22 protein-coding genes are annotated in these 23,836 nt (G+C 51.8%); 10 read left to right on the top strand and 12 right to left on the bottom strand.

Annotated elements, in window-relative coordinates; all coding sequences use genetic code 11:
* Nucleotide 1: 1 nt before the first annotated feature.
* The 3 genes from ACKU40_RS13585 to ACKU40_RS13575 all read left to right on the top strand — a co-directional run bounded on the left by ACKU40_RS13585 (nt 2) and on the right by ACKU40_RS13575 (nt 1,970).
* On the top strand, nt 2–625 hold the full coding sequence (locus tag ACKU40_RS13585; protein WP_320173334.1) for a DUF3540 domain-containing protein: 624 nt from the start codon (nt 2–4) through the stop codon (nt 623–625).
* A 62-nt stretch (nt 626–687) separates the two neighbouring features.
* Nucleotides 688–1,092, top strand: coding sequence for a DUF4150 domain-containing protein (locus tag ACKU40_RS13580; protein WP_320173333.1), 405 nt, complete (start codon nt 688–690; stop codon nt 1,090–1,092).
* Nucleotides 1,093–1,196: 104 nt separating this feature from the next.
* A complete protein-coding gene (locus tag ACKU40_RS13575) occupies nt 1,197–1,970 on the top strand; it encodes a hypothetical protein (protein ID WP_320173332.1) in 774 nt (257 codons plus the stop codon).
* Between the two features lie 3 nt (nt 1,971–1,973).
* Here ACKU40_RS13575 and ACKU40_RS13570 read toward each other — a convergent pair whose 3' ends face one another.
* Nucleotides 1,974–3,428, bottom strand: coding sequence for a type VI secretion system contractile sheath domain-containing protein (locus ACKU40_RS13570; RefSeq protein ID WP_320173331.1), 1,455 nt, complete (start codon nt 3,426–3,428; stop codon nt 1,974–1,976).
* A gap of 197 nt (nt 3,429–3,625) precedes the next feature.
* On the opposite strand from ACKU40_RS13570, the gene tssJ reads away from it, so the two are divergent.
* The 5 genes from tssJ (at nt 3,626) to ACKU40_RS13545 (ending at nt 10,647) form a co-directional block, all read left to right on the top strand.
* The gene (gene tssJ, locus ACKU40_RS13565; protein WP_320173330.1) at nt 3,626–4,198 is read left to right on the top strand and encodes a type VI secretion system lipoprotein TssJ; all 573 of its coding nucleotides are present in this window, start codon (nt 3,626–3,628) and stop codon (nt 4,196–4,198) included.
* Between the two features lie 3 nt (nt 4,199–4,201).
* Nucleotides 4,202–5,581: a type VI secretion system baseplate subunit TssK gene (gene tssK, locus ACKU40_RS13560; RefSeq protein WP_320173329.1), complete on the top strand. Its 1,380-nt coding sequence runs from the start codon at nt 4,202–4,204 to the stop codon at nt 5,579–5,581.
* Nucleotides 5,582–5,649: 68 nt separating this feature from the next.
* Nucleotides 5,650–6,375, top strand: coding sequence for a DotU family type IV/VI secretion system protein (locus ACKU40_RS13555; protein ID WP_320173328.1), 726 nt, complete (start codon nt 5,650–5,652; stop codon nt 6,373–6,375).
* A 26-nt stretch (nt 6,376–6,401) separates the two neighbouring features.
* Nucleotides 6,402–9,902 carry a type VI secretion protein IcmF/TssM N-terminal domain-containing protein gene (locus tag ACKU40_RS13550; RefSeq protein ID WP_320173327.1) on the top strand — a complete coding sequence of 1,167 codons (3,501 nt, stop codon included), beginning with the start codon at nt 6,402–6,404 and terminating at the stop codon, nt 9,900–9,902.
* Nucleotides 9,903–9,912: 10 nt separating this feature from the next.
* Complete coding sequence (locus ACKU40_RS13545) at nt 9,913–10,647, top strand: hypothetical protein (RefSeq protein WP_320173326.1); 735 nt, start codon at nt 9,913–9,915, stop codon at nt 10,645–10,647.
* Nucleotides 10,648–10,789: 142 nt separating this feature from the next.
* On the opposite strand, the gene ACKU40_RS13540 is transcribed toward ACKU40_RS13545, so the two are convergent.
* From ACKU40_RS13540 to nifH, 11 genes are all read right to left on the bottom strand, one after another.
* Nucleotides 10,790–12,061: a radical SAM protein gene (locus ACKU40_RS13540; protein ID WP_320173325.1), complete on the bottom strand. Its 1,272-nt coding sequence runs from the start codon at nt 12,059–12,061 to the stop codon at nt 10,790–10,792.
* A gap of 40 nt (nt 12,062–12,101) precedes the next feature.
* A complete protein-coding gene (nifN, locus tag ACKU40_RS13535) occupies nt 12,102–13,460 on the bottom strand; it encodes a nitrogenase iron-molybdenum cofactor biosynthesis protein NifN (protein WP_320173324.1) in 1,359 nt (452 codons plus the stop codon).
* A 2-nt stretch (nt 13,461–13,462) separates the two neighbouring features.
* Nucleotides 13,463–14,827 (bottom strand): nitrogenase iron-molybdenum cofactor biosynthesis protein NifE, encoded by a 1,365-nt coding sequence (gene nifE / locus ACKU40_RS13530; protein WP_320173323.1) that lies wholly within the window; start codon nt 14,825–14,827, stop codon nt 13,463–13,465.
* 14 nt (nt 14,828–14,841) lie between these two features.
* Nucleotides 14,842–15,297, bottom strand: coding sequence for a GNAT family N-acetyltransferase (locus ACKU40_RS13525; RefSeq protein WP_320173322.1), 456 nt, complete (start codon nt 15,295–15,297; stop codon nt 14,842–14,844).
* A gap of 65 nt (nt 15,298–15,362) precedes the next feature.
* The gene (locus tag ACKU40_RS13520; protein WP_320173321.1) at nt 15,363–15,665 is read right to left on the bottom strand and encodes a (2Fe-2S) ferredoxin domain-containing protein; all 303 of its coding nucleotides are present in this window, start codon (nt 15,663–15,665) and stop codon (nt 15,363–15,365) included.
* A gap of 16 nt (nt 15,666–15,681) precedes the next feature.
* Nucleotides 15,682–16,812: a NifB/NifX family molybdenum-iron cluster-binding protein gene (locus ACKU40_RS13515; RefSeq protein ID WP_320173320.1), complete on the bottom strand. Its 1,131-nt coding sequence runs from the start codon at nt 16,810–16,812 to the stop codon at nt 15,682–15,684.
* 81 nt (nt 16,813–16,893) lie between these two features.
* On the bottom strand, nt 16,894–18,267 hold the full coding sequence (nifK, locus tag ACKU40_RS13510; RefSeq protein WP_320173319.1) for a nitrogenase molybdenum-iron protein subunit beta: 1,374 nt from the start codon (nt 18,265–18,267) through the stop codon (nt 16,894–16,896).
* Nucleotides 18,268–18,279: 12 nt separating this feature from the next.
* Nucleotides 18,280–19,914, bottom strand: coding sequence for a nitrogenase molybdenum-iron protein alpha chain (gene nifD, locus ACKU40_RS13505; RefSeq protein WP_320173318.1), 1,635 nt, complete (start codon nt 19,912–19,914; stop codon nt 18,280–18,282).
* A gap of 21 nt (nt 19,915–19,935) precedes the next feature.
* Entirely contained in the window at nt 19,936–20,310 is a 375-nt protein-coding gene (locus tag ACKU40_RS13500; RefSeq protein ID WP_320173317.1) for a P-II family nitrogen regulator, read from the bottom strand.
* Nucleotide 20,311: 1 nt separating this feature from the next.
* Nucleotides 20,312–20,659, bottom strand: a complete 348-nt coding sequence (locus ACKU40_RS13495) for a P-II family nitrogen regulator (RefSeq protein WP_320173316.1) — start codon at nt 20,657–20,659, stop codon at nt 20,312–20,314.
* Between the two features lie 48 nt (nt 20,660–20,707).
* Nucleotides 20,708–21,535, bottom strand: coding sequence for a nitrogenase iron protein (gene nifH, locus ACKU40_RS13490; RefSeq protein ID WP_320173315.1), 828 nt, complete (start codon nt 21,533–21,535; stop codon nt 20,708–20,710).
* Nucleotides 21,536–21,860: 325 nt separating this feature from the next.
* Here nifH and ACKU40_RS13485 point away from each other — a divergent pair, with 325 nt between their 5' ends.
* Nucleotides 21,861–22,967, top strand: coding sequence for a pyruvate carboxyltransferase (locus tag ACKU40_RS13485; RefSeq protein WP_320173314.1), 1,107 nt, complete (start codon nt 21,861–21,863; stop codon nt 22,965–22,967).
* The gene (locus ACKU40_RS13480; protein ID WP_320173313.1) at nt 22,964–23,830 is read left to right on the top strand and encodes a hypothetical protein; all 867 of its coding nucleotides are present in this window, start codon (nt 22,964–22,966) and stop codon (nt 23,828–23,830) included. Before ACKU40_RS13485 ends, ACKU40_RS13480 begins: the two co-directional genes overlap by 4 nt.
* The last annotated feature ends 6 nt before the right edge of the window (nt 23,831–23,836 follow it).

Raw genomic sequence — 23,836 nt, 5'->3', positions numbered from 1 at the left:
TATGAATAATCTGGCTGAAAAACATGAAGCGGTCACACCCCAGCTTGAGTATGGGCGGGTGATTCTGTCTGATGGCGGTGTTGTGGTTGAGACTTCTCTTGGAGAACTTGAAGCGCAGAAGGCGGTCAGTTGTCTGGTCTGCCCGGAGGCGGGCGACAGTGTGCTTGTGTCTGTAGATACACAGGGCGGGGTTTGGATTCTGTCTGTTTTGAGCAGGGCTGCGGAGACTGCTACTTCATTAGAAGTTGATGGCGATGTTACTTTGCGAAGCAAAAATGGAAGCCTGACCATTGCCGCTGACGATGAATTGAACTGCATCAGTGATAAGGCTGCCTTGCATTCCAATGAAGTTGAAATTTCAGCGGGCAAGGTTTCTCTCACTTCACGTTTGTTCAGCAGTAATGTGGAGCGGGTCAAGAAAGTTGCCGGGGATGTTGATGAGGTCAGCCGGGAATTTACCCGTAGGGTGGTTAACTATTTCCGTTTCACCAAGGAGCATGAAGATTGTCAGGCTGAATCCCGCAGGCAGTTAGTGGATGAAACCCTGACCATACAAAGCAAGAATACCATGATTGTTTCAGAGGAACACGTAAAGATAGACGGTGAATTGATTCATATGGGTTAGTAAAAAAAATGAACTTTAGTTCATTTAAGTTGTAGATGTTAATTCCAACAGAGGAGTTAAATATGTTTGCGCTTACTATGGGAGCGGGGATGGATATGGGGTTCCCGGATGTCTGCCTGACTCCGGTAGGTCCGGTTCCTGTGCCGGTTCCCTATCCGAATATTGCCGAGTCAGCTACGTCGGCTCCGGCAGCATACAATGTGCTTTGCGATTGCATGCCGACACTTAATCAGGTTTCGCTTGGGCTGGTCAGTGAAGGAGATGAGCCCGGTGTTGAAATGGGCGTTGTCTCGCATCTGGAGTCCGGTCAGACGGAGTACATTGTCGGATGCATCACTATTCTGGCCGACGGCATACCCGTACAGCGGCTGACCAGCGTAACAGGCCAGAACTGCCTTGCAGTATTGCCCAATGCACCCGGAATTTGCGCTGTCCCTAGTCAGGTAACGGTTTTGACTCTGGGATAATTCTTATTACGAAGCGGCGAAGCCTTATCAAAAGTTTTTGAAGAGTCCAGAGAAACTTTTTCAAAAAGTTTCTTTGGCCCTCGGAGAGCCGCCGGAGGCAATAAATGTCAAAAAGCATATTCATTTCTATCCTTGAAAAAGACGAGGCGAAGGGTAAGGGTCTTTTCCAGACCGTTACCCGTTACGGCCTTGGCGTGAACGGTCATTTCTGGTCCGACAATCTGGAAAAGATGGAATGGGCCGGACCAATCGGTGAAATGGACAAGCCGGAAGTTGGAGTCTGGCTGATCAAGGGCGGCAAGACCAGCTATGAGAATCCTGACATCCGTTTCGGTCTGGGACTATTAGCAGCGGCAGTGCAGGCTAGGCGTGGTCACGGATTCCCGATCCTGTGCATTTGCGATGATGGCGAGCTTGATCCCGCAACTTTGCCGACCATGCTGCGCGGCGCGGAAGTAGTGGATGAAGGCAAGCTGGGTGCGAAACTGGCAGCCAAGGCCAATATGCCGATCAAGAATGTAGATACGGAATACCGTTTTGATCTTTATCCTTTGCCGAGTCTGGGACTGTGGATCGAAGTCGGTCCGGCTCCGGGACATAAATGGAGCGGGGCTTTGCTCGGTGTAAGCGATGGCGACATAGGTGCACACGGCGTAGGGCCTGCCGGACAATTGCCGGAAAAATGCGTGCTCAATTACCCCATGAAGGGCTTGAAAATGGAAATGGGCGGCAAGGATTTCACTGGCTGGGCCGTGAAAAATGAGCTGGGCGAAGATGAATCATATTTCGTAAAAGTAGCCGGTACACCGGACGCACTCATCTTCGGCGAATTTCCTGACGGCGATGATGCCGAGTTCTATTCACTGCAACTGAAGTGATTTTTACCAATTAAATCCAAAACTAATAGGTGCATTGCCGGGCAGGATCTCCGCGCCCGGAGTAATGGAAATCTCAAGGGGAATTGTCTCACCGGACTGTTCTCCTTTTTTGATGCCCAGATCCTGCGGCTGCTGGTATCCCTGCTGCTGTAGGAACAGAGCAATTGCTTCGGTTAATTGCGGTTCAATGTTGCTGAATTCTTTGCGTTTGATTGTTGATAATAAAATCAGAAAATGAATCAGTCCTGAAAGATAGAAACGCAGATTTGCCGGACCACCGTCTATGGTTGTCGCGCCGAGCAAAAATGCCTGATCTCCGTTAAAGGCGAGAGCGTTTATTCCCGCCTGCCGAAAATCCTTGATCCGTTCTGTTCCTATGGGGGGATTGACTGGTGCAGGCCTTGGTCCTTCTGCAATTGGTAAGCCGTCCAGCCGAGTGCTGGAATGGTCAGCGAAAAGAGTGGCCCTGCCGTGTTCGGAAAGGCTGTGGGTGCAGAGGGCAGCTGCACCCCATATGGAATTTGCCCAGAGCGGTCCCCGTTCGGAAAGGGAGGTCTGTTCAAAACCTGATTCAGGACTGTGCATAGTCCGGCCCATAATGGACCCGGCGCAACCGATTATCCAACCTGCTGCGGGTTGCTGACGCAGGGTTTTCCAGCGTCCGTATTCCGCACCTTCCAGCAGGGTCGGGATGAAAGGCAGTTTGTCTGTCACGGCCCAGTTCTCCAGTTCAAGGAACTTAGGACCGAAAGTCACCATTGCCGGGGCGAGCATTGATTCCGCAAAATCCATGACCCGTTCCAAAAGTTCCATAGAACGGGGTGAATTGTTCAGACTGTGATCGACCAGAATCAGTTCCGGCGGGGAATCAGTTAGTTCTTGCTCCAGTTTATCCATAATTGGAAGCAGGTTGTTTTCGGAAATAGGGACGAGCATGAATTCAACACTGACCTTGCTGCCGGACGGAACCTGTCGGGACAACAATTCCAGACCACGCCATGCGGCTTCCATTTTTCTGAAAAGCGGATCAGCGAAAATTGCCTGCAGGAGTTCGCTTTTGGGGCGTTCGTTCTGGCTGGACGCGGCGGTGGATTGCTCGGTCTGCCCGCTATTGACCATGGAAAAAATTTCATCAAGAACGGCGGAGCTTTTGGGAGTCGGCGTTGTTCGCTTTGGAGAGGGGGAGTCTTCCGCCATTTGACTGATGATATTTTTGAATTCCGGGATGCGGCTGATATTCTTAGGCCTGAAATCCGCCATTCTGCTGATGGAAATATTGATGGATGCAGCGGGGAAATGGTTGCGGTCCAGCGGGATGTCGAGGCCGGGGTTAAGCACAGCCAGAGCTTGATCTATGGAAGAAGGATCAGCATTTATGCGCGGGGGATTGTCAGTTTCCAGTGTCGGGGAAAAGGGGGCCAGCATCAATAATTTGAAAGGCGGGAGCTCGATATGCATGAAGACCTCACTGCGGTTGTATTGCAAACAGGAATCGAAGCCATGTTAACGCAGATTACGCTCCGGGGGCAATAAGGTGTTTTGTATTTATGCTTAAATTGCATCTGTCGTCGACATAAAGTTATTTTCCGTGTAAATTGCTGTTAAGTACTGAATTCTCTTTTGGTGGCTCTAACTATGCAATCGGAGGGCGGATTGTGCGCGGCAGATTATTGATACTCCTGTTACTCCTGCTTGTGGCGGTTTGCGGCTGCGGCGGAAATAAAAAGCCGGTTAACCCCACAACTGTGACCACTCCGGCTTCAAGCCCGGATCAGATGAAGTGGACTTATCAGATCAATGCCATTTCCTTTAAGCTGGGTGTGGATAAGAATCTCAATGCATATGACGATGTTCCGCATACCTTGCTGCTCTGTTTTTATCAGCTTTCAAATCTAAGCAAATTCAATGAATTGGCTGGCACTTCCACCGGTGTGGAAAAGATGCTCAATTGCACCAGCTTTGACCAGAGCGTTACGCAGGTCCAGCGTGAGTTTGTGCAGCCGGGACGCAATTCGACCATCACCATGGACCGCGCCGAGGGCACCAAATTTGTGGGAGTTGTTGCCGGATATTATGATTTACAGGGCAAGGCTTCTCGTACTTGGCAGATTCCCATGGATGTGAGCGAGACGGGCATGCTTTGGTGGGGAGATACTTGGTACGCCCCTGCCAAGCTGGACGCTATGATCATTCTCGGCCCCCATGAAATTCAAAAGGTGGGGGAGTAGGATATGCATGCAGATAAGCCTTTATTCTGGCATCAGGGATTGTTCCTGCAACCCCAGCATTTCCAGCTTTCGGACCTGCATCAGCTGCATCGTTTTCGGGCCATGCGCCAGTACGGACTGCCATATTTCTGGGGTGTATCCGGGTTGAAAGTCCGTGAGGGTGCCCTTGAGCGCAAAAATTTTGAAGTTACTGAAATTGAAGTTTTCTTTGATGACGGTAATCTGGTGACTTTTCCGGGCAACGCCCATATTGAACCCCGTTCCTTTGAGGGGGCATGGGAAGAGGGTGGAAAGCCTTTCACTGTCTATCTGGGGCTGCGCAAGTGGAACCCGGAAGGCGGCAATGTTGCGCAGGTTGAAGATACCGCCGCTTCGGTAAATACCATGTTTGCGGTTTCTCCTGACCCTGTCGAACAGCCGGATCTGCTGGGCAGCGGTCCTGCGGCCCAGATCAAGCCCATGCGATATGTTCTGCGCTTGTTCTGGGAAAATGAACTGGATGACCTGGGGGCCTACAACATTATCCCATTGGCTCGTTTGGAGCGCGATGTTCAGGAAGTATGCCTTGATGAGAGCTTTGTTCCCCCATGCATTACCCTGAGTGCTTCAAGATGGCTGCGGCATGTGTTCAGCGACATCAGTGATCAGGTTGCCTCACGTTGCCGCAGGCTGGAGCAGTATAAGAATCCTGCCGGCCTGGGTTCCGGTGACCTTGATTTTACTTCCACGGTTTTTCTGCTGGTTTTGCGTACTTTGAACCGTTACGCCCCGCAGTTGGATCATTTTGCAGCGGCTCCGCATATCCATCCGTGGCACGCTTATGGTTTGTTACGGCAGATTATCGGGGAACTGTCTTCATTCTCACGGGAGATGTCCGCCCTTGGGGAAGGTCCGGACGGACAGAAGGTTCTGCCCGATTACGATCATGAAAATATTGGTCCCTGCTTTGAAAAAGCCCGCGAGATCATCACGAATATTCTGGACAGCCTGACAGCCGGACCGGAATTCATGAGCCAGTTTGTGTTCAGCGATCCCTACTTTACCGTGGAACTGCCGGAGCGGGCTTTTGCTGCCGGAAATAGTTTCTGGCTGCTGATAAAGACCGAGAATCCGGAACAGGCTTTGCCGGAACTCATGAATATAGCCAAACTTTCTGCAACCCACGGCATGAGCAATTTGCTGGCCCGTGCGGTGCAGGGTATCGGTATTATTCATATGGAAAATCTGCCTCCCGGCCTGCCGAGATCCAAGGATGCCCTGTGTTTCCGCATTGATACCGAATCCCCGCATTGGGATGATGTGGTCCGTTCAGGAAGTCTTTCCCTCTATTGGGACAGCGCACCCAGTGATCTTTCCGTCTACATAGCTGCTATGAGGGGATAGGTAATGAATCTGACTGGTTGTTTTTATTTTAATGTTGAAAATAAAAAATTATTTTGAGGGATTATTTCATGCACCTTTCTGATTGCTTCCTCGAACTCTTCACCTACATCAGGCTTTTGACCGAATCCCCGGAAATGGCCGGGGCCGATTATGAGCAGGTGCGTGAAGATGTGAGGACCCTGATCTCCCGCATGGATGACCGCAGTGACCGGATCGATATTTCTGCAAATTTTTACAATGATGCCCGATTTGCCGTATTTGCCTGGGCTGATGAAGCTGTGCTGGTTTCAAAATGGGCCGGGGTGCGTGATTGGCTTAAACATCCATTGCAGCGTGAGTTCTACGGAACAGCCAATGCGGGCGAGGAATTCTTTGAGCGATTGGATAAGCTTTTCAACCGTAACAACGGTCCGGTGGATCAAAGTCTTTTTGCAGATATGGAAAAGGAAGGTGAACCGGTAAATGACAATGGATTATCCGAAGTTCTGGAAGTTTTAGCCCTCTGCCTTTCACTGGGCTTTACCGGAAAGTATTTCAGTGAATCCGGGGAAGAACGTTTGGAAGAGCTGCGCCGGGAGTGCGTGGCCCGCATACCCGGAAGCGAAAAGGGCAGCGGTCCGGTTTTTCCGCAATCCTACGGAACAGGTGTGGCTGCGCCTCGAAAATGTTGTTACGGACGTATTTTTGATCCGGTTTCCTTAATCTTTTTCATTCTACCGCTTTTTGTGGTCGGCGGAATGTACTTTGCTTACAAGGTTCTGCTTGAGCACAGCCTGAAGCTCTGGTTTGGTTGAAATCAAAGGGGTGAAAAGGCCAAAGCATGAAGAAATTTTTACTCAATCTGCTCAAGATCATATTTATCGTGCTGCTTTTTGTGCTGGCGGCAGTAGCCTCCTATGCCCTTGTTACTTACATGGGCTGGCCGTGGTGGGCCGGGGCATGTCTTTTCGGCGGAGTGATCGGGCTGGTTGCTGCTTTCTTTTTCATCCGTAAATGGATGCTGCGCAGGCGGGAGAAGAAATTCGTTAAGCGCATTGTTGATCAGGATGATTCAGCCATTGCAGCAGCCCCGCTGCATGAGCGTTCCCGTTTGCAGGAACTGCAGACCCGTTGGATCGAGGCTGTTCAATTGCTTCAGAATTCGGAACTGCGCAGGCATGGCAATCCCTTGTACGCCCTGCCTTGGTTTATGGTTTTCGGTGAATCAGATTCCGGCAAGAGCACTGCGGTCGCCAGCAGCAGGCTGACCTCTATTCTTTCAGACGTTGGTCCCACTCCCGGAGTTTCCGCCACCCGCAATTGTGACTGGTGGTTCTTTGAGGAGGCAGTCATCCTAGATACTGCCGGGCGATACGCCATTCCCATTGATGAATCGCGTGATAAGGAAGAATGGGAAAAATTCCTGACCCTGCTGGTCAAATACCGCAAACGTGAACCTCTCAACGGATTGATCATCACCCTGCCTGCCGACCGTCTGCAGTCCGGGGATGAAGACAGCCTGCACGAATACGGACGCAGTTTGCGGCGGCGAATCAATGAACTCATGCGCGTGTTGGGAGTACGTTTTCCGGTCTACGTGCTGCTGACCAAGATGGACCTTGTTTTCGGGCTCAAAGGACTGACTGAGGTTTTACCTGATGAGGCTCGCTCGCAAGCAATGGGCATGGTAAATGAGGCCATGACTTCCGATCCAGAAGACTTTGTGGATACTGCCGTTTCCGGGGTTATCGAGCGTCTTCGTGATTTGCGTATGACCCTGCTGGACCGGGAGAACAGCTTTGATCCCGCTTTCCTGCTTTTTGCCGAGGAACTGGACAGTTTGCGCCCGCGTATCCGGGCTTTTGCGGACGGTGTATTCGAGGATAATCCCTATCAGGAACAACCGTTGTTCCGGGGAATTTATTTTTCCAGCGGCGAGCAGATCGGCGAGCAGAGTTCCGCTTTTCTGGACAGTCTTCCATCTTTGCAGAATGTGGAAACAAAGCTTCCGGGCACCCGTCAGGGTTTGTTCCTGCACGACTTTTTTTCCAAGGTCTTGACCCGTGACCGCAATTTGTTCACCCCCATAATTGAATTCCTCAAATGGAAACTGCTCACTCGCAATATGGGAATGCTGGTCTGGTTGCTTTTGCTGTTTTTTGTCTGCGGTCTGTTCAGTATGTCCTTTTTGGGCAACCGTCGCGCTCTTGATGATCTTTTCACCGCTTTTCCGAAACCACCGGAGTTTTCTGAAAAGATTGATGAATGTGTTGTAGAGATGGAAGGTCTTCGCGAGAAAATAGTGCATTTGCACGATTTGAATTCCAATTGGTGGGTTCCGCGCATGGGGCTTGAAGTCAGCCTTGAGGCGGAGCAGAAGGTCCGGCAGCTTTATGTTGAAAAGTTTGAATCAGCATTGCTGAAACCTGTGGATGCTGAGTTGTCCCGGACAATCGAAAGCTTGCACTCAGGTTCTTCGGAGCAGGAAATCAGTGATTTTGTCAAGCTGCTCGGTTGGCGCATCGACCTGATTGATAACCGGATTGAAGGTGGAAAATCAAAGCCTTTGGCCCCGTATGAACTTCCTTCCGGTCAGGCCATGTCCATGGCTGTTCCGGGTTTCGAGTCGGACCTGATGAAGTACTATGGGCAAACTTACAGCTCTTATCTTGATTGGATTGAGAATGATGAAGGATTGAAAGAACAAAAGCTGCTTTTGCAGGCCCGGCTGGGCAAAGTTTTCAGTCTTAAGGGATCGGATTTTAAATGGTTGGTGGATTGGGTTGATTCCAATCCTGAAGTGCAGCCGGTAACCCTGCGCGATTTTTGGGGCGGGCCGCGTCTGCATTTTGAAAACGAAATTCAGGTTTCCCCTGCTTACACGACCACCGGACATAAGATGCTGACTGATTTCCTTGGGGAATTGCGCAAGGCGATGCCGGATAATACGGATTTCGCACAGCGTGAAAAGGATTTCTGGAGTTGGTATGCAGAGCAATTCTATCGTTCATGGTATTCCTTCTCCGAGCATTTTACCGAAGGTGAACGTCAGTTGCTGACCAAAGATGACTACAGCAGCATGGCCCATACCATGGCTGATCCCGATAACCCTTACTTTATGTTGCTCAGCAGGATGAAGGAAGAGTTTGCAGTGATCAAGGGATTGGGGACTGCTCCGGATTGGATTGCTGATCTTTTTGGTTTCAACATTGTGCTGACCCAATATAAGGCGATTAAGGCCAAGGGAGTGGAGGAATCTTCACAGAAGGCAGAGGATTCCCTGCGCAAGATCATGGCCGATCTGGGTGGCACGATGGCGAAAAATATTGAGGCCCGTATTGAGGGAGCCAAGCAGCTCCAAGAGTACATGCAGGTGTTGCATGATCTGGCCGGGTTTACCACCAGCCAGGAAACGGCTTTCAAGAGTGCTGCTGCCCTTTATCCTGCCACCGGACAAAGCTCTGACAGCGGGGCGGACAGCAAGTCTGCCGGTGCGGTGAAAAAGAATCCTGTAGATGGAGCCACCAGAGCCATGGCTGCTCTGCGTACCCGCATGCGTAGTGGGGGGCAGGGTACCCATATGTTCTGGAATCTTGTGGCCGGACCGCTGGAATTCATGGTTTACGTGATCACCATGGAAGCTTCCTGCGAATTGCAACAGCTTTGGGAAGGCAAGGTACTGGCTGAAACAGCCCATGTTCCTTCGGACAAGTTGCGGACCACCCTGTTCGGCAAGAGCGGAATTGTGGACAAGTTCACTTCCGGGAGTGCTGCGCCTTTCCTGAGCAAGGGTGTCAAGGGCTGGCAGAGTCGACAATGGCTGGGCATTCCTTTTCCGTTCCGCGAAGAATTTTTTGTTTTTCTCAATGACGGAGAGCAGGGAGCACAGGAAATTCAACCTGAATACAAGGTCGGCTTGTCGACCATTCCTACTTCCGTGAATTCCAATGCCACGCAGGAACCGTATGTTACAACTCTTTCTCTTGAGTGCGGCAGCGGCAGACAGGAGTTGGTAAACTACAACTATTCCGAAAAGACGACCTTCACTTGGAAGCCTGACCAGTGCGGAACAACCACCCTGACCATCCGTTTCCCAGGCATTGATCTGGTCAAGACTTATGAGGGCAAGCTTGGCTTTGCTAAGTTCCTGTCCGAGTTCCGCAACGGCGAGGTCAATTTCAGTCCCAAGGACTTTCCGGATCAGGCCAAGGGATTGCAAGGTCTGGGTGTAAGCAGTGTAAAGGTCGGCTACAATTTCAGCGGTGCTGTTCCGGTGATCGAGGTCTTGCAGATCAAGCCCTTGAACCTGCCCAATTTCATAACCGATTGCTGGGAAAATTAAGGAGGCGGATGTGCTGACTGTTTTCTACAGAAGATTTTACATCCTGCTCTTCCTGATCTGGCTGGGAGCTGTATCCGGTTTGTTCGTACTTTCCGTTTGGGGAGATTTTGATACTTTTATTCGTGATTTCAACAAGCCTGCGCAGATGCTTTTCAACGGTACTTCTGCTGTAAACGGTTCAGAGACTTTGATGCAGGTTGCCACGGAAGAAGCAACTTCCGTGCGCAGGGAAGTGGTCCACGAAGTCCGCAAAGTTGAGCGGGATGTGGAGCAGTTTATTGAAGGCAATCAGACCGCAAATCAGGCTGATTCCAATCCGGTTAAACGGGAAATTCAGGAAGATCTTGCTGCTAACCGTACGCAGGGTGTTACTGTTTCCAAGGGAACAGCAGGGCCTGTAGGTATGCTTGATAATCTTGAATTCACCCATACGGAGACTGAGTTTTTGGCTCGTTTGCAGACTTCGCTTGAGGTAGGCAGGGTCACATATTTCTGGCTGGACAAGCCTTCCAAGCTGGTGGTGGACCTGCGTGGCAAGTGGCGCTATTCCGTCCCGCGGGTGACTGATTTCGTTTCCGGCTTTGTGGGGCAGGTGGTGCTGGGCAGGCACCCCGACCGCTTGCGGCTGGTCTTTAATTTCCGCAATCCGGAAGCTGAAAAAGGTCCGTCTCCGCAATTAATCCGAACACCGCAGGGACTCGATATTGTTGTTACCCAAAAGATTCAGCAACAAGCAAAAGAATAAAACAGTGAAGCCCCGGCCAGAGCAACTTGGCAGGGGCTTCGCAGTGTGATTTATAGAAACGGAGCATTCCTATAAAAATCTAATTTTGTCCATAAGCAGCGATCTGCAAGGAGCAAAATTAGCACGGAGCAATGTTTAAATCTTAGCCGCATTTGGTGCCGGTTCCGGTACAACAGGCGTCTGCGATGCTGCCGCGCCGTCCTTTGTGGATATCCATGTTTCCGCCACTGTAGACCGTAGCCAGCGCGTCCTCAATGAACCCGCCGATTACGTACGGTTCTACGCCCTCTTCAGCCAGCATTACCTGCGGGGTTTCACCTATGGCTGCTGCCAGCACAGCGCGGCAGTCGCTGAGAGTTGCTGCAAGGTCTGTCCAGCGCTGGGGGCCGCATCCGGCTTTGGGCGCGGGCCGTTTTTCAACCAGCTTGAAACCGTCACTTCCATCTTCGGCCCAGATATGGAATTCCCGTGCTTCGCCGAGGTGCTGGTTGACCAGCATTCCTTCGCGGGAGGCAACGGCCACGTAGGGGCGTGGACCTTTCATATCAATGGGTTTCAGCTCGGAACATGATTTCAGGGTTCCGCAGAGGGCAACTGATTTATCGTCACCCAAAAGTCCTACAGCATCGGCACGGCAGCGGCGGCAGTGGGTCATCTGTTCTATTACTTTGCCGGCCTCTTTGCGCAGGGGACCGATGGTTTCATGTCCCGGTTCAGTTATGTCCGCAAAAGGTGTATCTGCTGTCGGCTTAAGCGGGATCATGTTCTGGATATCCGCGTCAAGCTCGGCACAGACTTTAGAAACTTCAGTAATATGATGGTCATTAATGCCGGGGATAACGATGGAGTTAATCTTTACGGTAATGCCCCGTTCTTTCAGTCCTTTGATTGCCGCAAGCTGACGATCCAGCAGCTCTTTCGCACCTTTTTCTCCATGATAGACCACTTTGCCGTCCTTGACCCATGAATAAATCTTGGCTCCGATTTTTGGATCAATCGCGCTGATAGTGATGGTTACGTGGGATACGCCCAGCTCTTTCAGGTCATCCAGATACGGCAGGATCCCCATGCCGTTGGAGGACAGACAGAAAATCAGGTGCGGATGTTTTTTATTGAGCAAACGCATGGTTTCCAGAGTCTCTTCCGGGTTGGCAAAAGGGTCGCCCGGTCCGGCAATACCGGCAACGGTGATGCGCGGTTCTTTTTCTAAAACCGCATCCATGTATTCCGCAGCCTGAAAAGGCTTGAGAACACTGCTGGTCACGCCGGGACGCGATTCGTTAACGCAATCATATTTACGGTTGCAGTAGTTGCACTGGATGTTGCACTTGGGGGCTACCGGGAGATGTACACGTCCACAGGAGCCTGCGGTTTCTTTGTTAAAGCACGGGTGTTTAGTTGTATCTTTCTGCATGGTAATTCTCCCAGTATAATATATTTATAGTAATAAATTCTTACATGTAGCCGTAACCAACGGAGCTATCAGCCTGCTTCTTCTCCAGCATGGAGTTGACAATGCGGTCGAAGAGGTGCTGTGTCCCGCGGTAGCCGAGGGTCGGGATGCGCTGTCCGCCGAAGCGGTCATGGACCGGAAAACCGACCCTGATCAGGGGGATGTTCCATGCCTTGGCGTAGCGGTAACCCTTGGAGTGTCCGATAAGCATATCGGGCTTCAGTTCTTCGGCCCTTTCGGAAATATCGTGGAAATCAACGCCTTCGTGGATTTCAGGGATGGTCCTGCCCACGCCTTCAGTTACAGCGGTGACAGCTTCGGCCATGCCTTTTTTCTTGGCGCCGGACCCGGCAAGGATTACGTCCACACCGATTTCAGCCAGAAATGCACACAGCCCGGTTACGAGGTCTTCCTCGCCGTAAACAACGGCACGTTTGCCGAACACGTACTTGTGTCCATCCACGTAGGCATCAATAAGTCTGCCCCGTTCGCGTTCGTAACGGGCGGGCATTTCTTTGCCGGAAACAGCTTCGAGGGTTTCGAAGAAAATATCCGATTCGCGCAGTCCCATGGGCAGACCGATGCGGTGGTTTGCCACTCCGAAACGTTCCGCAAGGCTGGTTCCGCCACTCTTGACGGGTACACAGCGACCGAGTTCGATGGTTGCTGCCGCACCGGACATTTTTTTGATGTCTTCCACCGGAGTCCCGCCAACCGGGATTTTCATGTAATCCTCCAGTGCAGGGCCATCGAGTGTTTCGGAAATGTCAGGCAGAATGGTTGCCTTCAGGCCGAAATCCTCGCAAATATCAAAGAGGTGGCGAATGTCTTCGCAGGAAACCATGTTGGGCAGGATGTTGATGTGTCCGTCGTTTTCTGCCTTCTCGGTGCAGAGCTGTTCGACCATGGAGCGCACTGCGCCGTGCCAGCCGTCCACGTGGGTCCCGTTGTAGCTGGGTGTTGATACCTGTACGATCTCAGGCAGGTTCAAGTCGCCGAATTCCTCAAAAAATTCTTTGAGATACATGGGAACATCATCGCCTATGGTTTCAGTCAGGCAGGTGGTCGCCACGCCGACGATTTTCGGCTCGTATTTTTTCATCACATTGAGGATGCCCTTTTTCAGGTTAGGGCCGCCGCCGTAAATTGCGTGCTTTTCGCCCAGAGCTGAGGATGCGATATCCACGGGCTCACGGAAATGGCTGATGATATAGCGGCGCATGTAGGTCGCGCAGCCCTGTGAACCGTGCAGGAAAGGAATGGAGCCTTCCACTCCTCTGAAAGCGAGTGATGCGCCAAGGGGTGTGCAGAGTTTGCAGGCATTAGTTGTGGATGTGTAGTTTTTACTCTTGGTAGTCATGGCTATTCTCCTGCCTTCTTGGCTCTACGGGGTACAAAGTTCCAGACCGGGCTCATGGCTGATGAATGAATTTCACGGGCGAAGTTGAGCATGCCTTCGAATCCTTCGAGGGCTTCCTTGCGTTCGTGGTTGTGATCGCAAAATCCGACTCCCATCTTGAAGGCGATGGGACGTTCCTTAACTCCGCCTACGAAGATATCGACGTCCTTTTCTTTAATGAATGCGGACAGCTCCAGCGGGTTGGCGTCATCGACAAGGATGGTGCCGGGATCGGATATGCGTTCCAGCTCAGCATAATCTTCCTTGGTTCCGGTCTGGGAACCGACCATAACTACTTTCATGCCCAGATGGCGGAATGCCTTGAGCAGGGAGAAAGCCTTGAAGGAACCGCCCACGTACATGGCGACTTTTTTGCCTTCGAGGTCTTTGCGCATGCGGGCCAGTTCGGGCATGAGCTTTGAAAGTTCATCGCGCACCAGATCTTCCGTGCGTTTGACAATGTCCGGGTCGACATCCTTGAAGAAATCAGCAACCTGATAGAGGGAATCGGCCATGTCTTCGATGCCGAGGTAGGAGACGCGCATAAAGGGCGTGCCGTATTCCTCTTTCATCATTTTTGCCAAATCCAATGTCGCACCCGAACACTGTACAAGGTTAAGGGCCGCACCGTGGCTGCGCCCGATATCCTTCACACGTCCGTCACCGGTGATGTTGGCGACGACCTCCACCCCCATTTTTTTGAAATATTCGCGGATGATCCAGATTTCCCCGGCAAGGTTGAAGTCACCGAGAATGTTCACGGAAAGCGGGGAGATATCCGATGTCTCCTCGGTTCCCACCAGTTTGAACATGGCTTTGCAGGCTGCTAGATAGCCTTCGCGCTTGCTGCCCTTGAAACCTTCCGACTGTACCGGAAGAACAGGGATGCCTTTTTTCTCGCTCATCTTTTTGCAGACCGCTTCAAGGTCATCTCCGATGATGCCCACAATGCAGGTGGAGTATACAAAGGCTGCCTTGGGGCTGTGGCGGTCGATGAGTTCGTCAAGGGCGGCTTCCAATTTTTTTTCGCCGCCGAAGATGACGTCAGTTTCCTGCAGGTCAGTGGAAAAGGAGAGGCGGTGCAGTTCCGGTCCGCTGGAAAGTGCGCCGCGGATGTCCCAGGTATAAACCGCACAGCCGATAGGCCCGTGCACCAGGTGCAGGGCATCGGCTATGGGATAGAGAACGACCCTTGAACCGCAGAAAACACAGGCTCTCTGGCTCACTGCTCCGGCAAGGGATTCCCGGTTGCAGGCCATGTCCAGTGCTCCCTCGCCCGTGCGGTGGATCTGGTATTTACGTTCATCTAATATTGTATATTCATTCATGATGTGCTCCGTTGCTATGCGTTCGTCTTGCGAAGGCAGATCAGGCTTGTGTTGCTCCAGCCTGTTTTTTCGTAAAATTTAAGGGCCGGGGTATTGTCGCAGTCTGCAAGCAATTGCAGTCTTGTTGCTCTGTTTTCTTCTGCGAATTTGAGAATGGCTTCCATGAGCATGGTGCCGATTCCCTCCCCCTGCCGATCGCTGCGGACAACCACGTCTTCAACAAGGATGGACGGGCCGCCTTCAGCGGTAGAGATTACAATCTGACCGGTGCACATGCCGACCACTTCACCTTGTTCTTCTGCAACCAGAATGCGTGCCCGGGGATTGCCTAGCAGAATTTTTAATCCTTTCGTCTGTCTGTTCCCATCCGCTGAAAAGTCCTTCTCGACGGAGAAAAGCGACTTCAGCAGATCGGTCATCGGGACCAGATCAGCGGAGTTGGCGTTGCGGATATGAACTGTGGCCGGCATATGCTCCCTCTATGGTTTTCCAAAATCCAGAAGCGTGAATCTTGAAATGTTAATGCTAAAGTTGATTAATCCAGCAGGTACTCTGCGCAGGGTTCACCGTCTTCAAGGCCATCAAGGATTTCATCGATGGCTTCTTCGGAATCAACGCCCTTGAACCACCAGTTCTCTGGTTGAACCACGAGGATGGGGCCGTTATCGCACTGCTTCAGACAGCTGGTGGCTACCACCAGTGCGTCTATGCCGCGGTCGATGATTTCTTCTTCTATGTATTGCAGGAATCCGTCGGTCTGCTTGTGACAGATGCCTTTGGGTGCGCCCGCAGCGCGGAAACTCTGACAACAGATGATCATTCTTTCAGGGGTAGCCATATTCTTCTCCTTGTGTTTATTTTTTGCATTTGCCTTTTTTGCCGCCGCCATAGAGCACATCCACTGTGCCTTCCACGTTCTCTTCCGAGATAACGGTTCTGATTCCGTTGGCGGCTAGAATTTTTTTCGGGGTTTCCCCTGCTGCGGCGCAAAGCAGCACGAAACAGTCACTCAGGATCTCGGCCAGCTTTTCCCAGCGGGCTTCTCCGCCGCCCGGTTCCGGGGCCTCTCTTGTTTCCAGCAGACAGGCCAAACCGTCTTCGCGCGGACCGTAGATCAGAATTTTATGGGCGTGGCCCAGATGCAGGTCGATATCCATTCCGCTGGAACTTGCCACCGCCACATTGGGGCGGTTCTTGTTCGGTTTAGGCAGGGAACTTGATGTCGGTGTTTCCAGTTCGATGGATGCACCGCATTTGAGCCACGGTTCCATAAGTGTGATGTGTTTTGCAGCCAGTTCCCGGGCAGTCGCAACCGCTTCGTTTCCAACTGCTGAAAATTCGCTTTCCCTTTCAGGAATGAAGAATGGCAGTCCCATGACTTCCACACCCAGTGACTTTACAGCGATAGCTATGTTTTCAATCTGGGAGACATTCTCAGGGTAAATAGTTGTATTGACTTTGACGGTCAGCCCTGCATCTGTGAAAGCTTTGATAGCTGCAGCCTGTTCTTTCATGAGCATTATGCAGGCTTCGGGCAGGGGGATGTTTTTGGTGGACGGGCGAATCCATGCATAGATTTTTTCGGCGGTAGCTGAGTCCGCCGCATCCACCAAAACAGTGATGTGGGAAATATTGAGTTCGGCCAGTCTTTCCGCGTATTTTTCACCGCCGATGCCCAATGTGGTCAGGCAGAGGTGCATGCGCGGGTATTTAGCCCTGACCATTTTCAGGGTTTTGTAGGTGGTTTCAAAATCAGCCAGAGGGTCGCCGGGACCGGTGATGCCTACTACCTTGATCTTTTTGCCGGAGCGAATCTGCTCATCAAGCATGGCAACAGCCTCTTCCGGGAGCATGGCTGCGGGAAGCTTGGCTTCTGTGGAAAATTTAGTGCGGGCAAAAGTCTTAGGAGCAACCGGAAGGTGAATGCGGCCGACTGATGCACGGGCCGAGGGGCCGAAACAAGGATGTGAGGTGGAAGTAGTCATGGGGTGCTCCGTAAGAAAAATATTTAGTCCTGCTTTGCAGGGCCTTCGAAGAGTCTCCGAAGGCCCCGCTTGGCACAGGTGTTAAAGGACAAGTTCAAAGGTTTCTTCGGGGGTATCGCGGTCAATGCGATCCATAAGCAGGCCGAGAATTTTTTCCAGAAGTCTCAGGCCGCCTTTGTAACCCACGGTGGGGAAGTACTGGTGACCCTGACGGTCCGTGATGGGGAATCCCCAGCGCAGGAACGGGATGTCTTCGTCGCGGGCAATGTATTTGCCGTAGGAGTTACCCATGAGCAGATCCACAGGTTCGTTCTTGATCCACTGATGCATGAGGAACATGTCGCCTTTTGCTTTGACCTTGCATTCGTAAGGCATGTCTGCAGTAAGTTCCTTGATCCGCTTTTCGAACTTCTTGCCGGGAGTACCGGTAACTACGTAGACCGGGCACATATCGATGGAGCGGAGGAATTCCACCATGGAAATGAGCTGGTCTGGATCACCGTAGATGGCGACCTTCTTGCCGTAGAGGTACTGGTGCATGTCCGAAATCATGTCCACCAACTGGCCGCGCTCGTAGGAGACGGAGTCGGGGATGGATACCCCGGCCACAGTGCGCAGCACGTCGATGAAGCGGTCTGTGGCTTTCAGGCCGAAGGGCATATCCAGCACGGTACAGGGGACCTTGTGCTTGGAATCCAGCCAGCGGGCTCCTTCTGCGGAACACCACTCGCCGAGTGCGATGGTTCCGGTAGCCTGTCCGGCTTCCTTAAGTTCTTTGATGGTCACGCCGCCGTCGGGGAACATTTTGTATTCGCCGCTAAGGGGACCGTTGAGTACGCCGGAAGTATCCGGGAACATGGTGATGTCTACCCCGATCATGGTGCAGAGACGCTTGATCTCTTCCATGTCGCAGGGTTCCACCCAGCCGGGAATTATGTTGACCTTACCGTTCTTTTTGGAGGTCGGTTCGGCCAGCTGGGCCATGGCTTTGACCATGTTGGAGAAGCCGGTGACATGTGAGCCCACGTAACTGGGGGTCGGTGCACCGAAAACAGTTTTGCCTTCAGGAATTTTGCCTTCTTTGGTGGCCTTGGTGATGATCTGGGTCAGGTCGTCACCAATGGTTTCGGAAAGGCAGGTGGTGTGCACCGCAATTACTTCCGGTTCGTAGACCGTGAAGATGTTATTGATGGCCTGAAGGAGGTTGGCCTGTCCGCCGAAGACTGAAGCACCTTCAGTAAAGGAGCTGGTAGCGGCGGAAACGGGTTCTTTATAGTGTCTGGTCAGCATGGACCTGTGATAGGCGCAGCAGCCCTGCGATCCGTGGGAGTGGGGCAGGCAGCCTTTCACACCCAGTGCGGCGTACATGGCGCCGATGGGCTGACAAGTCTTGGCCGGGTTGATGACCAGTGTCTTGCGATCACTTATTTCTGTGGGGGTGTGTCTGAGTAACATATCTAAATCTCCTTATTCCCACACGAAAGTAGCGGTGAGCTCGGGGTTTTCCTGCCAGGGGGCCTTCATGTAGCTCCAGACCTTGCTGCCTACGAGGCGGTCGATTTCCTTGTAGAAGTTGATGGCACCCTTGAATCCTGCGTAAGGTCCGCCGGAATCGTAGCTATGCAGCTGTTTCAAAGGTATGCCCAGTTTCTGGATGGAGAACTTTTCCTTGATGCCTGCGCAGAAAAGGTCAGGCTTGAGGAGTTCCACCAGCTTTTCAGCTTCGTACTGGTTCAGGTCGTCGATTACGATGGTGCCTTTATCCATGTCCGGGTTGAGGCCTTCGTAATGCTTGAATTCGTATCCTGCGTCCTCAAGGGCTTTGATTTCCGCTTCGGTCTTGCGCGGGCGGTAGAGTTTCGGATCCGCTTCAACTTCGATTTCTTCAATGTTTCTGGAGTCCGCATCAACCTTGATCTCAGGGATGACACTGCGGCCTTCGTAGTCATCGCGGTGACCGAATTCGTAGCCTGCGGAAAGGGTCTTCATGCCCATTTCGTTGAACAGTTCCTGATAGTGGTGTGCACGGGAGCCGCCCACGAAGAGCATGGCTGTCTTGCCTTCAGTGCGCGAACGCACGTCCTTGGCAGTTGCTTCCACTTCGGGCATTTCTTCGGCGATCACGGCTTCGATCTTGTCGATGAGTTTTTTGTCTCCGAAGTATTCACCGATCTTGCGCAGGGACTTTGCGGTTGCTTCCGCACCGATGAAGTTCACCTTGATCCACGGGATGCCGTATTTTGTTTCCAGCATGTCGGCCACGTAATTGATGGAACGGTGGCACATGACACAGCTGAGGTCCGCGTGCTGGGCCGAAGCAAACTGGTCATAGGTTGAGTTGCCGGAGAAGGTCGCAATGTTGGTGATGCCGCATTTCTTGAGGATGCGGTCAATCTCGAAACCGTCACCGCCGATGTTGTATTCGCCAAGCAGGTTGATCTTGTATTCCTCAGTGCGAGGCTCCTTGTTTTCACCTACAAGGTGGGTGAAAACCTGGTTGTTGGCGATATGGTGACCGGCGGACTGGGATACGCCCTTGTAACCTTCACAGGAGAAGCCGAAGACATTGCAGTCGCCGAGCTTGGCTTTCATCTTTTTGGCTACGGCATGAACATCGTCACCGATCAGACCAACCGGACAGGTGGAGAAGATACAGATACCCTTGGGGTGGAAGAGGTCGTAAGCTTCCTGAATGGCTGCTTCGAGTTTCTTTTCACCACCGAAGATGATGTCCTGATCCTGCATGTCCGTGGAAAAGCAGTAGGTCATGTAGTTTTCACCGTCCGGACCGGGAGAGGTCTGGTTACGACGGGTCAGCCATGAATAGAATCCGCAGCCGATGGGGCCGTGGGTGATGTTCACGATGTCGCGGGTCGGGCCCATGATAACGCCCTTGCAGCCTGCGTAGGTGCAGCCGCGCATGGTGATAATACCGGGAATGGTCCTTACGTTGGCGACGATTTCGGGCGGTGCCTCGCTTTCAGTCGCTTCGTTGATCATAATCTGTTTGGCGCGCTTGCGGGCTACCTTGGGCGGATACTTCTTCAGAAGTTCTTCCTTGATGTCCGCCGGGTCCCACTGCACCACTTTGGTCTTACTCATGATTCATATCTCCTTGAGTGGTTAGGCGATGGACTTCGCGCCTGTTTCTCCGGTTCTGACCCTGACTGCGTCGCCTACGGGACAGATGAATATCTTGCCGTCACCGGGTTTTCCGGTTTTGTTCACTTCTATGATGGTTTCAATTATCGATTCCACTGATTCTTCGGGAACAACTGCGGTAAGAACTCGTTTGGGATAAAGTTTGCCTTTTTCTCCGAGAACTGCGGCAGCTTCTTCGTAACCGGATTCAACTCCTTCAAGGACAGCCGGGTTGACGAAGCCTTTGCCGCGTCCCTGGGCCTCGTGGGCGAAGAAGGCGTCCAGGCCTGCTTCGGTGAGGGCTTTTTTAGTGCGGTTCATCATGTCCATCCGCACGACTGCGATGATTTCCTTCATGCTATGCCTCCTCAACGGGAGCCGCTTCGTTTACGCCGGAGCTGATGGTGTAGACATTCTCGACGTCGGTTACAAAGATCTTACCGTCACCGAAAGCGCCTTTTGTTCCTGAGCGGGCCGCATCCATGATGGTGTTGATTACGAAGTCCTTGTCGGCGGCTTTGACTACGCTCATGAGCATGGTCTTGGGGATTTCGTCGTAGGTTACTTCGCCGATCTTGATGCCGCGCTGTTTACCTCGTCCTGCTACGGAATATTTGGTTACAGCGGGGTAGCCGTTGTCCATGAGTGCGGCCAGTACGTCATCCGCTTTTTCCGGTCTTACAATTGCTCTCACCATGATCATCATTAGTTCTCTCCTTGCTCTGCTATTTTTATTTGATGTGCTATGCTGCCACTATGCTTCCATCAGGCCGTAATCGAGGAGCAGCTGTTCCAGTTCTTCGATTTCAAGGGGGGTGGGTATGACGAACATTTCGTTTTTGTCGATTGCTTCGGCGAGACCCATGTAAGCAGAGGCTTGCGGTACGCTGTCGTCCCATTCGATAACGGTTTTACGGTTGATTTCTGCACGCTGTACGTCGTTGTCGCGGGGTACGAAGTAGATCATCTGGGTGCCGAGCTTTTTGGCCAGCTCTTCGATCATTTCTTTTTCGTTATCAACGTTACGGGAGTTGCAGATCAGACCGCCGAGGCGTACACCGCCGGATTCAGCGTATTTCATGATACCCTTGCAGATGTTGTTGGCTGCATACATGGCCATCATTTCACCGGAGCAGACGATGTAGATTTCTTCTGCTTTACCGTCGCGGATAGGCATTGCGAATCCACCGCATACAACGTCACCGAGTACATCGTAGAAGGCGTAATCAAGGCCTTCGGATTCTTCGTATGCACCGAGGTTTTCGAGCATGTTGATGGAAGTGATGATACCGCGTCCTGCACAACCGACACCGGGTTCAGGACCACCAGATTCAACACACCATGATTCACCGAAACCGGGTTTACGGATATCCTCAAGCTCAACGTCTTCACCTTCTTCACGAAGGGTATCGAGTACTGATTTCTGAGCCAGTCCGCCGAGCAGCAGACGGGTGGAGTCCGCTTTGGGGTCACATCCAACAACCATGACCTTGCGGCCCATAGTTGCCAGTCCGGCTACGGTGTTCTGGGTGGTGGTTGATTTTCCGATGCCGCCTTTTCCGTAGATTGCTACTTTTCTCATTTTCTCCTCCATGTGGTTTGGATTGATTTTCGTTGTTGCTGACTCTCGTAAGGCAAGTGGTGTGCCAAAGCTGTTTTGTATCTTTAAGGTGCTGTAATGACGCGGTAAATTTTAAAAAGAAAAGAAAAGTAAAGACATACGAAAAATGTAGATTGCAACGAATAATCTGCACAAAATTGTAGGAAACTACATTTTTGCAGGTTGTATGTAGAGAGTGAAGTGGACGGTGATGTTATATAAATTAAGGTAGATAGGAAGATATAATACTTTGGCATCAATAATGCTTCATGGATTCTGTAAATTTTAATCCAACTGGAGCATTATTATGTTGATCGATACCACCCTGCGTGAAGGCGCACAGTTGTTCGGGGCCTATTTCAATCTTGAAACCCGCAAGCGCATCGCATCTTCCCTCATTTCCATGGGAGTTGATGAGATAGAGCTGGGTTGGGTTGGACAAGATGATCTTGCACTTTTCGCAGAATACGCCCGGACCATAGGAGGGGATACAGCTCTCAGTGTCTGGTCTCCCTGCCGGGAGAAGGATATTGAGGTTGCTGAGAAATTGGGATTAAAGCGCATCAATATTGGAGTTCCGGTTTCGGATCTGCATATTGAAAAACGCTTGGATTCTGATCGTCAGGCTATTCTGCGCAAGCTTGCTGCGGCTATACGGACTGCCAAGGATTGCGGATTTGAATATGTTTCCGTGGGTCTTGAGGATATTTCCCGTGCGGATGGTGATTTTGCCCTTTCAATGGCGCTGCATGCCGAGGTTTGCGGGGCATCAAGGGTTCGTCTGGCGGATTCCCTCGGGCAACTGACCCCTCTTGCCATGGAAAAGCTGGTCAGAGAGTTCAGGGAGAGGCTGCATATTGATATTGCCGTGCATTGCCATGATGACTTCGGCATGGCTACTGCGAACTCATTTACCGCCCTTGAAGCCGGAGCTGATTACGCGGACTGTTCCGTTATAGGTATCGGAGAACGCTCCGGTATCGCAGCAACCGAGGAATTGGTGGCGCGGCTGGCGCTGCGTGAAGGCAATACCCGCTATTCCACCTCGGTGCTCAAAGAAGCCTGCATGATCGTCGGGGCTGCGGCCAAGGTTGCCATTCCGCGTACCAAGGCAGTTGTCGGCACTGATATATTTGCCTGTGAATCCGGCCTGCACACCCACGCACTCAGCAAATCTCAGGAGCTGTTTGAACCGTACGATCCTAAATCTGTAGGAACGGCCCGTAAGTTGGCTGTGGGCGGCAAGAGCGGTCGGGCCGCTGTGCGTAATGCCCTTGATGAATACGGCATTGCTTGCGGAACGGACTCCCTTTCCACCCTCACCGAGGCCGTACGGCAGCTTTCACTGCGGCTTGAAAGGCCTCTGACCCGCAGTGAATTTATCAAGCTCAATGATGAGGAGGTCTACTCATGAACACCCTGAGACGTATCTATTCAACCGAAGCCGGTGAACTGGAGGCTCAGCACTCCACTGATGACCTCCGCCGTAAGAGCTTGCAGCCTATTTTAATGTATTCAAACGGCAATGTTAAATCTCTGCCCTTGGAGGTGCGTACCCCCGTATTTACCCCAGTGGGAATTATTGAAGCGGAGATGGTCACCTTCTACAAGTCCGGAAAGTTGAAGCGGGTTTTTCCGCTCAATGGCAAACTGTCCGGCTATTGGACGCAGGAAGATGAAGGATCGCTTGCCGCCCCTCTGACCATTGATACTCCTGTCGGTCCGCTTTGTGTAAAGGTGATCAGCCTTTGTTTTTATGAGAACGGAACCTTGCGCTCCATAACCTTTTGGCCGGGTGAAGAGCCGACTGTACAAACTCCGGCAGGTCCGATCAGGATCCGTATCGGCATAAGCTTCAGCCCTGAAGGGCGGATCCGTTCCCTTGAACCTGCGGAACCGACCCCGTTGAAAACAAGCGTAGGCATGATTACTGCCTATGATTCTGACGCTGTGGGCATTAACGGCGATTCAAATTCTCTGGTCTTTGATGATCAGGGGCGGATTGCAGCTGCCAGCTCAACGTTAAGTATGCTTACCGCCCATCATTATTCCGGTGCTGAATTTGTTTTTGTGCCTGAACTGCGGGACTCTTTATGTTCGGAAAGCGAACAGGAGATAGTCCCCATGCGGATACTTTTTGATGAGCAGGGAATTGAAATCAGCCTCATGCCGGATTCAGAAACGTCTTACGTGGACTTCTCGGAATATGAAATATCTTCAAAGCCTTTCCTGCCGCAGCTGGACAATCTTTCCAGAGGATTGATCTGTTCGGTTTGATGATGA

Source organism: Maridesulfovibrio sp., from assembly GCF_963666665.1.
GTDB lineage: Bacteria > Desulfobacterota > Desulfovibrionia > Desulfovibrionales > Desulfovibrionaceae > Maridesulfovibrio.
This window is presented reverse-complemented; position numbering and strand designations above follow the sequence as displayed.

Excerpts from the sequence above, each read along its gene's own strand:
- ACKU40_RS13515 (WP_320173320.1), bottom strand. The coding sequence starts at position 16,812 with ATGACTACTTCCACCTCACATCCTTGTTTCGGCCCCTCGGCCCGTGCA.
- ACKU40_RS13585 (WP_320173334.1), top strand. The coding sequence starts at position 2 with ATGAATAATCTGGCTGAAAAACATGAAGCGGTCACACCCCAGCTTGAG.
- ACKU40_RS13580 (WP_320173333.1), top strand. The coding sequence starts at position 688 with ATGTTTGCGCTTACTATGGGAGCGGGGATGGATATGGGGTTCCCGGAT.
- ACKU40_RS13495 (WP_320173316.1), bottom strand. The coding sequence starts at position 20,659 with ATGATGATCATGGTGAGAGCAATTGTAAGACCGGAAAAAGCGGATGAC.
- ACKU40_RS13570 (WP_320173331.1), bottom strand. The coding sequence starts at position 3,428 with ATGCATATCGAGCTCCCGCCTTTCAAATTATTGATGCTGGCCCCCTTT.
- ACKU40_RS13480 (WP_320173313.1), top strand. The coding sequence starts at position 22,964 with ATGAACACCCTGAGACGTATCTATTCAACCGAAGCCGGTGAACTGGAG.
- ACKU40_RS13550 (WP_320173327.1), top strand. The coding sequence starts at position 6,402 with ATGAAGAAATTTTTACTCAATCTGCTCAAGATCATATTTATCGTGCTG.
- nifN (WP_320173324.1), bottom strand. The coding sequence starts at position 13,460 with ATGACTACCAAGAGTAAAAACTACACATCCACAACTAATGCCTGCAAA.
- ACKU40_RS13500 (WP_320173317.1), bottom strand. The coding sequence starts at position 20,310 with ATGAAGGAAATCATCGCAGTCGTGCGGATGGACATGATGAACCGCACT.
- tssK (WP_320173329.1), top strand. The coding sequence starts at position 4,202 with ATGCATGCAGATAAGCCTTTATTCTGGCATCAGGGATTGTTCCTGCAA.
- nifH (WP_320173315.1), bottom strand. The coding sequence starts at position 21,535 with ATGAGAAAAGTAGCAATCTACGGAAAAGGCGGCATCGGAAAATCAACC.
- ACKU40_RS13485 (WP_320173314.1), top strand. The coding sequence starts at position 21,861 with ATGTTGATCGATACCACCCTGCGTGAAGGCGCACAGTTGTTCGGGGCC.
- ACKU40_RS13520 (WP_320173321.1), bottom strand. The coding sequence starts at position 15,665 with ATGGCTACCCCTGAAAGAATGATCATCTGTTGTCAGAGTTTCCGCGCT.
- nifK (WP_320173319.1), bottom strand. The coding sequence starts at position 18,267 with ATGTTACTCAGACACACCCCCACAGAAATAAGTGATCGCAAGACACTG.
- nifE (WP_320173323.1), bottom strand. The coding sequence starts at position 14,827 with ATGAATGAATATACAATATTAGATGAACGTAAATACCAGATCCACCGC.
- ACKU40_RS13575 (WP_320173332.1), top strand. The coding sequence starts at position 1,197 with ATGTCAAAAAGCATATTCATTTCTATCCTTGAAAAAGACGAGGCGAAG.
- ACKU40_RS13555 (WP_320173328.1), top strand. The coding sequence starts at position 5,650 with ATGCACCTTTCTGATTGCTTCCTCGAACTCTTCACCTACATCAGGCTT.
- ACKU40_RS13540 (WP_320173325.1), bottom strand. The coding sequence starts at position 12,061 with ATGCAGAAAGATACAACTAAACACCCGTGCTTTAACAAAGAAACCGCA.
- ACKU40_RS13525 (WP_320173322.1), bottom strand. The coding sequence starts at position 15,297 with ATGCCGGCCACAGTTCATATCCGCAACGCCAACTCCGCTGATCTGGTC.
- nifD (WP_320173318.1), bottom strand. The coding sequence starts at position 19,914 with ATGAGTAAGACCAAAGTGGTGCAGTGGGACCCGGCGGACATCAAGGAA.